Annotated in this window: 9 protein-coding genes and 1 pseudogene; 5 read left to right on the top strand and 5 right to left on the bottom strand. The window is 34.7% G+C overall.

Going from position 1 to position 10026, the window contains the following annotated elements; all coding sequences use genetic code 11:
• The first annotated feature begins 275 nt into the window (after positions 1-275).
• From LG003_RS21805 to LG003_RS21820, 4 genes are all read left to right on the top strand, one after another.
• Positions 276-572: a type II toxin-antitoxin system RelE/ParE family toxin gene (locus LG003_RS21805; protein ID WP_262981624.1), complete on the top strand. Its 297-nt coding sequence runs from the start codon at positions 276-278 to the stop codon at positions 570-572.
• A gap of 1 nt (position 573) precedes the next feature.
• A complete protein-coding gene (locus tag LG003_RS21810; protein WP_262981625.1) occupies positions 574-858 on the top strand; it encodes an addiction module antidote protein in 285 nt (94 codons plus the stop codon).
• 709 nt (positions 859-1567) lie between these two features.
• The gene (locus LG003_RS21815) at positions 1568-2584 is read left to right on the top strand and encodes a phage tail protein (protein ID WP_240000832.1); all 1017 of its coding nucleotides are present in this window, start codon (positions 1568-1570) and stop codon (positions 2582-2584) included.
• A complete protein-coding gene (locus LG003_RS21820) occupies positions 2584-3210 on the top strand; it encodes a tail fiber assembly protein (protein ID WP_112878619.1) in 627 nt (208 codons plus the stop codon). Before LG003_RS21815 ends, LG003_RS21820 begins: the two co-directional genes overlap by 1 nt.
• Before the next feature lie 122 nt (positions 3211-3332).
• Here the strand turns inward: LG003_RS21820 and LG003_RS21825 are convergent, their stop codons facing one another.
• The 3 genes from LG003_RS21825 to LG003_RS21835 form a co-directional block, all read right to left on the bottom strand.
• A complete protein-coding gene (locus LG003_RS21825; RefSeq protein ID WP_262981626.1) occupies positions 3333-4238 on the bottom strand; it encodes an antimicrobial resistance protein Mig-14 in 906 nt (301 codons plus the stop codon).
• 99 nt (positions 4239-4337) lie between these two features.
• A complete protein-coding gene (locus LG003_RS21830; protein WP_262981627.1) occupies positions 4338-5888 on the bottom strand; it encodes a phosphoethanolamine transferase in 1551 nt (516 codons plus the stop codon).
• 633 nt (positions 5889-6521) lie between these two features.
• Positions 6522-7502, bottom strand: a complete 981-nt coding sequence (locus LG003_RS21835; RefSeq protein ID WP_262981628.1) for a glycosyltransferase family 2 protein — start codon at positions 7500-7502, stop codon at positions 6522-6524.
• 928 nt (positions 7503-8430) lie between these two features.
• On the opposite strand from LG003_RS21835, the gene LG003_RS21840 reads away from it, so the two are divergent.
• Entirely contained in the window at positions 8431-8919 is a 489-nt protein-coding gene (locus LG003_RS21840) for a hypothetical protein (RefSeq protein ID WP_262981629.1), read from the top strand.
• Positions 8920-9145: 226 nt separating this feature from the next.
• On the opposite strand, the gene LG003_RS21845 is transcribed toward LG003_RS21840, so the two are convergent.
• Positions 9146-9445: a type II toxin-antitoxin system HicB family antitoxin gene (locus LG003_RS21845; RefSeq protein WP_262981630.1), complete on the bottom strand. Its 300-nt coding sequence runs from the start codon at positions 9443-9445 to the stop codon at positions 9146-9148.
• Positions 9446-9469: 24 nt separating this feature from the next.
• Positions 9470-9633, bottom strand: a pseudogene (locus LG003_RS21850) (type II toxin-antitoxin system HicA family toxin).
• Between the last annotated feature and the right edge of the window lie 393 nt (positions 9634-10026).

A 10026-nucleotide genomic window follows, 5' to 3' on the forward strand; every position in this document is an offset into this window, starting at 1 on the left:
AGCTATCGTGGTTTTATCTTCGTCAATATCTTAAACGCTGGCGTGATATAGCAACACGATATGCGAAAAATAGTCAGTCTTTCCTCGCCGCTGTTCAGATCCGTTGTCTCACGCTCTGGCTACAAATCTCATGACGATATTTTATAGGGGCTATTGACGTTTTGAGAAGAATTTTTAAATGAAACACCCAGAAAGCCGTTAAAACTGTTAACTGCGGTTGACAACATAAAAGGTTATATTATACTCAGTATTATAGAAATATCATGAGGGGTAAAATGATTAAAGTAAATCGAACGCCCGAAGTAGAGAGATGGTTAAAATCTTTGAAAGACAAAACCGCAAAAGCAAAAATCATTATAAGAATTGATAGAATGAAAGAAGGTAATTTCGGAGATGCAGAACCTGTTGGGAGTGGAATATCAGAATTAAGAATTCATCAAGGGAAGAGATATAGGGTATATTTTTCTAATAGGAATAATGAAATAGTTTTGTTGCTTTGTGGTGGTGATAAAAATACACAACAACAAGATATCAAAAAAGCGAGAGAAATAGCTAAAGAATGGGGATTTTGACATGAATAAAGAGCTTAAAGAATTTGATGTTGTTGAGTTTTTAAATGATGATGAAGATATTCAAACCTATTTAAATGCAGCGTTAGAGGAAAATGATACTAAATATTTATTTATTGCATTAGGCAATATCGCAAGAGCAAAAAATATCAGCCAGCTATCAAAACAAGTCGGAATGAGTAGAGAGGGTATTTATAAAGCACTTTCTGGGGAAGCAAACCCTACATTTAATACAGTGTTTAAAATAACGAAAGCGTTGGGTTTAAAATTACATTTCACAGGGGCTTAATTGCCCCGTTTTTTTATGCCCTATGCCTGTCAGGGCATGGGGGCTGTACAAATCTAACGGAAGTAAAAGCACAGACTAAAGAAATAGGCTTAATTGGAAATCTGGAATGTATTAAACACCATCCCGTTTTTTCAGTAAAAGGGTCTGAAGCCCAACCGTACGGAAACGCACGATAAGTGCATTTTTCAACCAAATAATTTGGGGGCATATAAAGCACACTAAGTGTATTCTGACGCTGGTCAATAGCTTCTTGGCCGATTCGATCTTGCTGCTGGTCATTTTGGGGCTTGCGCCCACCCCTCACTTTGCCTTCAGGGGTTGTAAGCCGGACAATGGCATTCAGTTAAGCTCTCATAACTGAGCTCCATAAGATGTACACGAAACGTCAACAGCCCCTAGGTAACTCTCTAATTGATTCTGGTTATAACACTTCCCGTGAATTGGAATACCCCATAGTTTACCAATATATGTGATTTATTTTAGGTTGTTTTTTAAACTAAAGCTAACCAGAATTCAACCAAAAGCAATATTGCTTTTCATAATCGTCATTTTGGTCATTTATTGATACGTAAATATGCCCGATTTTTACCATATTGGATCCTGTTGAATGCTTTAACAGGCTGCCTTGGCAAAGAATGCTGTCAGTTAACTGGTTATAGAAAACCTTGGTTTTATAGAACAGCAAACGGGCTCATCAACAACTACGGTGATGAGTCAATTGGTCGTTACTGATGCCCTGAATGAAAAACTGTCCAAGAACCAGAACGGCTCAGACATTCCCAATAAAAGTGAGTTTGTGAAGAACTTGGGTTTAAAAGAAACTATTGATAGCGCGGCTAATGCCCTACCGGGTAAGCAATATATTAGTAGCCTGACAGTACAAACATCAGCTTGGGTAAAAATTGCTGAAGTAACAATGAAAGTGATGAGCACTATCAATATTAATATCGCTGGCGGTTCCGGGTACAACGTGGGCAGTTTTGAACAATGCGCTATTGCTAATATAATTTTAAGAACTGGAAATGGATCGCCTGCCGGAATCAATGCGGTGATGTACACAGTTAATACCAGTGCACCTACTGACTTAGCAACCATTAATACATCTGGTGATAACTATGACATTTATATATTCATTGGCCCTTTTGCTCAAAACATAATTTTAAATGCTTTTGTGTCAGATAATGCGACTGTTAATCAATTAATTAAGATGGCAGAGTTATCAGAAATCCCTAAAGGGGCAGTTAAGGGGAAAGTCTACTCTTATTTATTATCTGGAAAAGAAAGCGATATCTATCCAGTTGGTGCTCCAATTCCGTGGCCGTTACCGAATGTGCCTGCTGGATATCTCGCATGCAATGGTCAATCATTTAATAAAACTTTATATCCACAATTAGCTATAGCTTATCCATCCGGTGTACTTCCTGATTTGCGTGGTGAATTTATCCGTGGTTGGGATGATGGGCGCGGTGTTGATCGTGGTCGTAGGGTTTTAACTTATCAAGGGGACGCAATTCGTAATATCACTGGTTATACCCCAGGTACAATTTTACGTGGAAATAATAGTTATGGAGGATGTTTTTCTCTTTCAGGTGAAAATGCTCCAGGAAATGAATATACAGATGTCTGGCAAAAACGGATTCTATTTGATGCTTCACGAGTTGTGCCTGTTGCTTCAGAGAACAGACCTCGCAACATTGCATTTAACTACATAGTAAGGGCAGCATAATGACAGAACAAAAATACTCTTTAGAACCGGAAACAGCGATATTGGGTAAAGATGGGTTGGCAGAAAAAGCCGGCTGGCTAACAATCTACCATGCAGCGCCTCATTCAGGGGAATTTATAGGCACGACACCGGAATATCTGATGAAGGGGATAGGAATACCGGCCAGTTCCTATATAGATGCTCCGACACTTCCTGAATCCGATTCCATGGCTGTTAGGCGCACAGTAAACGGAGATCACTGGGAAGTTGTACCCGATTACCGTGGAAAAACAGCTTACAACATACAAACTCGCCTGCCACAAGGAATTACTGAACTGGGTGAATTACCGGAAACATTGACATTCAAACAACCTGCTACTCATTTTGATAGATGGGACGGCTCAAAGTGGGTGACTGATAAAGCGGCAATAAAGGACAGTGAGATTGAGCAGGCAGAGCTACTACGCGGTATACTGTGCACACAAGCTAATGAAACCATTACGTTGCTCCAATATGCTATTGATGCTGAATTGGCTTCGGAAGAAGAACAAGCACTGTTACTTGAATGGAAAAAGTACTTAGTATTATTAAGCCGTGTAGATACTTCAATAGCTCCTGATATTAAATGGCCTGAGATTCCAGAATAACAACAATAGGGGCTGCTTATACGCAGCCCAATGACAATCGTAAAGCGTTTTATTTCGTCTGTCTTCGGTCTATTATACTGTTATTGTTATTTTGTAATCCACCGGGATAGATCTTTTTAATTTTACAGACTCAATATTCTGCCAATGGGTTGTAGGTTACACCATCTGAGTTTGTATTCTCTAGATGGACAGCCGAAGGAATACCTGGCATTTTCATATTGAGAATGAGCCTTCTCTATATTGCTCCAAATTAGCAAGGAGCCAATAGAATGTTTCCTCAACTCATCTGATATATCCATTCCTGCTTGGATAAATTCAAATATAGTGTGTTCAGAAGTAAATGTCTTTGTAATAAAATGAAATGCGCAGGGTTTATCTTTGTAAAATAATATATTACCCCATATGAGAGGTTGGATTAGTTCAAACAATTCTTGAGTTAGTTCCCTATCCACACAACAAGAACCCCATCTTTTCTCAGTAAGAGAAAAATAAATGTCTGCTATTTCTCTTGGACTGAAAGATTCACAATCAACAATTTTTCCTTCAGCCTTTAGGAAGCGTTTCAATCGATCTTTATATTTATTTTGAGATTTTATTGATATTCCTTCGTTACCTAACTCTTTAGCAATGCACACTCTTCTATTAGCGTTAAATATATATGTTGAATTAATCACATTTTTTATATTTAAAGGAGATATAAATTTTGATTTGATAGGCAATATAAATCTGCATTCCCGAGCAGCAGAGATAATTAATTCATCATTAGGAATAGCTATACGGATATATTTTGATAATGGAGTACAGGGATCATTTGCAAGGAACTTCCCTCTCCACACGCATATGGCCGCAGTCAATAATCTGTCAGAATTCCTCCGCACATAGTACTTTTCACCACATTTGAAATGTTTATGAATGAAATCTAAAACAATCGGGTGTGTTGCCAATCCTCCACCATACATACGGTAACATTCACGATAATCGTCAATACTAGCTTCTTCCCATCCAAATAGAGGTAGTAATGTTTTCATCTAAATTTTTATCCTTTAAAGAGTTCATAATAGAGCATTGACATATCTATAAATCAGGTACAACACATATCCTGTTTATATTTTTCATAGTATGAAAATTCATTTAGGAATTTTATCTTCTGGTAATGAGCTATATTTCATGACCTTATTATTAAAGTCCAGGACATCATCTTGGTTTTTACATATTTCATTAGACAACATTTTACAATTTTCAGAGATTGTAGACTCTTTAATACCTGTCCACTCTGAAAGTAGTATCAAGAAGTTCATTGAATTGCGTTGAGCGTTAATAATATTACGAGATGTATCATCGTAAGATGTAATAAACATAGGGACCTGATAATTTTGCTTATATTTATCATTATGAGCAAGCCTCGTCTTCTTAGTATCTTTCTCAAAGAAAGATACTCCGTGATCAGCAAAATACATCAAAGACCAACTCTTCTCATTTTTCTGTGCTTCATCAGTAATTATTGATAGCAAGTCATCAGTGTTTTCAATACTCTGTATATAGCAAGAAACCTGCTCTGACTTAAAAAACACCTTGTATTCATAATTTGTTCTGGTACAAGCGGGGGAGTGAGAGCCCATTAAATGGATAACAATTAGTTTCTTCTCTTTCTTATCCTCTAAGGCTTTTTTGACAATTGGTATTATATTTGTGTCTGGAATATTTCTGTTAAGACCAGAACTGTATTCACCTTTTTTAATAAATAATGGAGAATCAGCCCTTGCTCCCATACTGGCAACCGGAGTATCAAATACCCCCATAGAACCTTGATTTGATATCCAGTAGGTATAAAAATCCGCTTTTTTTGCTAATGTAACAATATTATTGCTTAAAATATTTTTACCATCTTTGACCATTGCTAGTGAGTTTGCCAGTGATATCTGGGTTGATGGACCTGCTGAGATATAATTTGTAAAAAGCGTCCCATTGGTAGTGCTCATAAAAGGTGTATTATGTATCGGCAATCCATACGCATTCATAAAATCTCTACGTACACTTTCTCCAATCACAACAATATAGGTACTATATTTAGACTTTTCCGATACTGTTCCCCACGTATCTTTTTCACTTAGCATTTTTTGCATTTTTTTATATTCACTTTCCACACTTATAAAGTTGATAGTAACATCTTTGACTACTCTAATTTCAGGAAGTCCAGAGTTAAGAATATTGAATCCCTTACCCTGTATAAAATCTGTTAAAGGGTGGTGTATTACGGTAATTAATGCAAAAGAGAATAGAAAAACGCTGATATTTCTATGTAAATTAACGTTTACTTTTAGAGAGAATAAACAAAAGATCAAGATAAACACACTAAAGATATAATATTCAATTGGAATAGAAGAGATAAATTCACTAGCTTCTTGTTCGTTTGTATAGAATAACGAAAGAATTAAATTGAAGTTTGGTGGTCCATATGTAAGCCCGACAGGGGCATAAACGAGAGTTGCTATACTAAGAACGATAAGCAGGGGCCTATAAACCACAGTGACCTTGTTTAGCAATAGAAAAATAAAGAATATAGCGAATACATACACTATTTTTAAGCGATAACCTAAGGCCATATGAGTTAAAAGGCAAAAGATGAAGAGTGCAACAACTGGTAGTAACTTGATTAGGTGGTTTTTTGTAAGTTTCATATTTATCTATCAATAGTACATCGTGTAGTGGTAAAACGCAGTTTAACTTTCAAAAAGTAGGAAAAACGGAGATTCAATTTCTTCATCCAGCCGGATTTTCTATTAATACTATGTATTTTTCGTCATGTGAACAAGAGAAATCTTAGTTACGTTATAAACCAGAATACTTCATTTATTATATAAAATGACCTATATAGCATAGAAGCATCACTACAACCTCCTAGTATGGAAAAATACGAGTAATACCATATGATAATAAATCGTAGTAGCAGGAGAAAATGAATTAAATAGTTCTTAAATATATGAACAGCTAAATTTTACCGTATTTAGCCATATTGAATATTTTGAAAAATTTATTTATTAAGAGTCTTTGTGAATTAATGAGCTACAATCGATCCTGTAATTTAAATTGTGCATTTTTCAATGGAGGACGCAATTGCTATATTTCAGAATTTTTCTAGCCAAAGGAAAGTACATTATGAAATACACATAACTGACCAGTGAAAGAAGATAAAATTCCCAAATAAATTTCATACTATGAAGAATTGTTAATTGGAAAGTATAGAGCTTATTAGCAGTCTTAGATGGCCTATTTATGTAGGCCATCTAGGTTTTTTCATAACTATCTAAAAATTAAATTCTGTCTTTTCTTTTAGTCAGTAATAAATTAGCCAACAACCAAACTATTTTATTTTTAGAGTTGATTATTTTTAGCCTAAATAAAAACTTATTTCTCTTCCGGATAAATTCAGCATCTTGTCTTTGGTAAGAAAAATCGGACAAAAAAGAAGAAAGTTCATCAAACATTTTGGAAGCTAGCATTTTCCACATTAACTGGCCTTTTAAGCTTAGGGCTTTTGATTTAACTTTCCTCATAAAGATTTCACGATCTTCCTTATGGTATTGTGTATCCATATCTTGATAAATCTTATCCCAAGCTTGGATTTCATCTATATAATTCTTTACATCCCACTTCTTATTCATGATGGAATCATTTCGGTAAATATAATTATAGAGATATTCTGGGATGTAAGAAAATTTCGCCTTACAGATACATGACAAAATAAATGAAATATCTTCTCCCACAATTAGGTTTTCATCAAACAAAATTTTGTTTTTTAGCAAAAAATCACGTTTTATTAACATGCAACAAATGCCAAAATAATCGAAATTCAAAAAATTGAATGCCAGATTATCTAAATTTCGATAATCTTTAGAACAAATTTCCCTTACACCTGTATAAATATTCTTGAATAAACAAAAAGTAATATCACTCTTTATCTCACTATTTTTTCGCAACACTGATTCAATAAACGAAGGTTCAAAAGAGTCATCACTATCTAGAAAGGTGACATAATCTCCTTTGGCTTTACTTAAGCCAAAGTTTCTTGCTGCGGAAATCCCTCTGTTTTCTTGAGAAAACGCTTCAATATTAAAATGTTGTTCAGACAGTTGGTTAAGTACATCCATTGTGCCATCAGTTGATCCATCATTGACAATAATAATCTCAGTGTTTTTATATGTCTGATTCAAAATACTATTAATAGCATTTTCTATAACATCTTCGACATTAAAGGCCGGGATGATAATTGAAACTAATATATCATTATTCATAATAGTACAATCCGCTAGTTATCTACAAGAACTCTTTAGATTTATTCAATAAAGAGCTTTCAATACTGAATATATATTCTGATATAAATACATATGTGAATTTAACCAACATCAGTGTTCTTGCTCCTAATTGTTAAATTTAAAGACATTTAATTGATTATCAATATGATTGACATAGGGTATTATACTGCTTTTCCCTGATTAATTGTATCAATTAATGACTAAGGTGAAGATTTACTGTGAAAAATGTTCTCTATCTAGCAACATTATTACTCTTTCACTAATAAATCAGTCCTGTATCATCACACTTCCATTATCTTTTTATAGCTTTTAAGCTGCATTTTTGCTGTTATATTGAATTAGCCTTATTTTTTTACACAGTTAAGAATATAGTTTTCTGTAGGCTAGTAATTATCGAAAAATTAAAAACGGCTATCTGAATCTAAATAAGATTCCAAAATAGTGCTACATCTTATACCACTCATAATTCTATGTATAACAATGGGTTGAAGAAGGCCATGTGTAGCAGAATTATGAAACGTTATTTAGGTTTACAGAACGAAAAAAAACCATACAATATCAAGCTGAAAAATTAGATCTTAATGTTGAATTCATTGAGGCTGTGAATGGCCGAGAATTATCATAAGATGAAATTAAAGTACTTTGTCCAGATTTTGATAAAAGTGCAATGACTTTCGGTGAGCCAGATGGCTCTTTAAGCCATTTAAAAATTTACGAAAAAATAGTTAAAGAAAATATACAACTAGGCTGTGTCCCTCAACTGTCTGCACAGTGAAAAACCATGCAGTTTTCTCGGTGATTGATAGCAAAAATGTAGATTGATGGTTCAAAAAATGAACGGAATTGACGTTTTCTCTTCACCTTCAGCCAGTCCAAATGAATTGCGGGACACAACCTAGCTTTGATTATGGAGGATGATGCTGAAATAGGCAGAGATATCAGAGAAATATTGGATTTTTTGATAATTATAGATAATAATAACACCCATAAACCAAATGTTTTTTTATTAATAAAAATTAATGGGTACATATATACTTTTAAAAAACCACTTATCAAAGATTACCATTTAGTTAGTGTTATCGATGCGGCTTTAACTCATGACTATGTTATAAACAAATTTGCTGCAAAACGCTTACTTGATTTCTTACGTCCTGTATGGCTAGTAGCAGACGAGTGGAAATTACTTAGAGAAAATAATGTAATCAAACTTAAAGCTATTGTGCCTTCCGTTATAAATCTCACAGAGCATTTCCGCAACTCATCTATAGGAAATGAAGGTCATTCAACAGTAAGCGAGCTAGATATACAAAAAAGAAAACGCAAGCTTTTAACAGCTTTGCGTTTGATGTTTTGGCGTGTATTTGTTCGTTCATGGGTGAAAAAAGTCAGGCCATAATTTCTCATAATTATAGATACAATCAAATATGCATGACTATGAATTACAGGACAGCCCTTTCATTCAACTTATCTTTCAAAGCTCCTTTGTTATTCAATATCGGAAACAGTTGAGATATCAACCGCATTGCTATAATCGAATTATAGATTTATTAATGACTTTCCCGTTTCTATGATCTTATACAGTAATAATATTAAAGGCTTTTTTAGCACCAGGAACAACATTGTTACTTTCCGGAAAATTCAGACAAATCAACATCGATAACAAACCAACTATCAACATATTGATATTCTGTGTTTTTTGCATAAACCAGATAACCAGTATCCTGAATATGTTCAACTGCTCTATTATTTGAGACCATATCTTCTACTGTTAGCAAGATAGCCTCACGCGCCATTATCGCGATGTCTTCTTTATTATCAGCGGCAGAAAAACAGCCATAATTTTCAGTACACAACGCAGGAATAAGTAGACCATACGCGGTGTTTTCATCTTTCGGCAACTCAACACCTACTGAGAAAAACATGATGACCTCCAAAGTCGGCGGGGATTAAATCCCCGCCATTTTCTTTATAGATTTGACGGTGCCGATAGGCAGATCTTTTTTGGAATGCGGGACCGGGAATGTCTTTTCGGTTATAGGTGACTCCTTCTGTAGCCTTCTAAGTTCGCATCCAACGGCAACAGCTCTTTTATCAGGTCAGTTGATTTCATATCCTCCCAACCTGACATCAACATCCGCACGCATACACACAAAGTAAATTTATTTATCTCAAGTGAACTATGGGTAAGAAATTCGCTAATACGTGATGTTGCAAAATATAGCGTTACGGTAGGTCTACCTCCAGAATTCAGAGCGTTGTTGCTTGAAGGGCAATGTGATGAAATTTCTGAGCAAATAAAGCAAGGTGAAGCTAATTTTCTGTATATTTATCACTCAATTATTGTTCGTAATTCCATCATGGTTAATATATTTCTTTCTCAATCATCATTTTGGTTATTTATTGATACCCAGATTTACCCGATTTTTACCATATTGAGTCCCATTGAATGCTTTTAAAATCTGCCTTGACAAAGATTACCGTCAGTTAACGGGCTACAGAAAAC

Source organism: Photorhabdus kleinii (genome assembly GCF_025384885.1).
Lineage (GTDB): Bacteria > Pseudomonadota > Gammaproteobacteria > Enterobacterales > Enterobacteriaceae > Photorhabdus > Photorhabdus kayaii.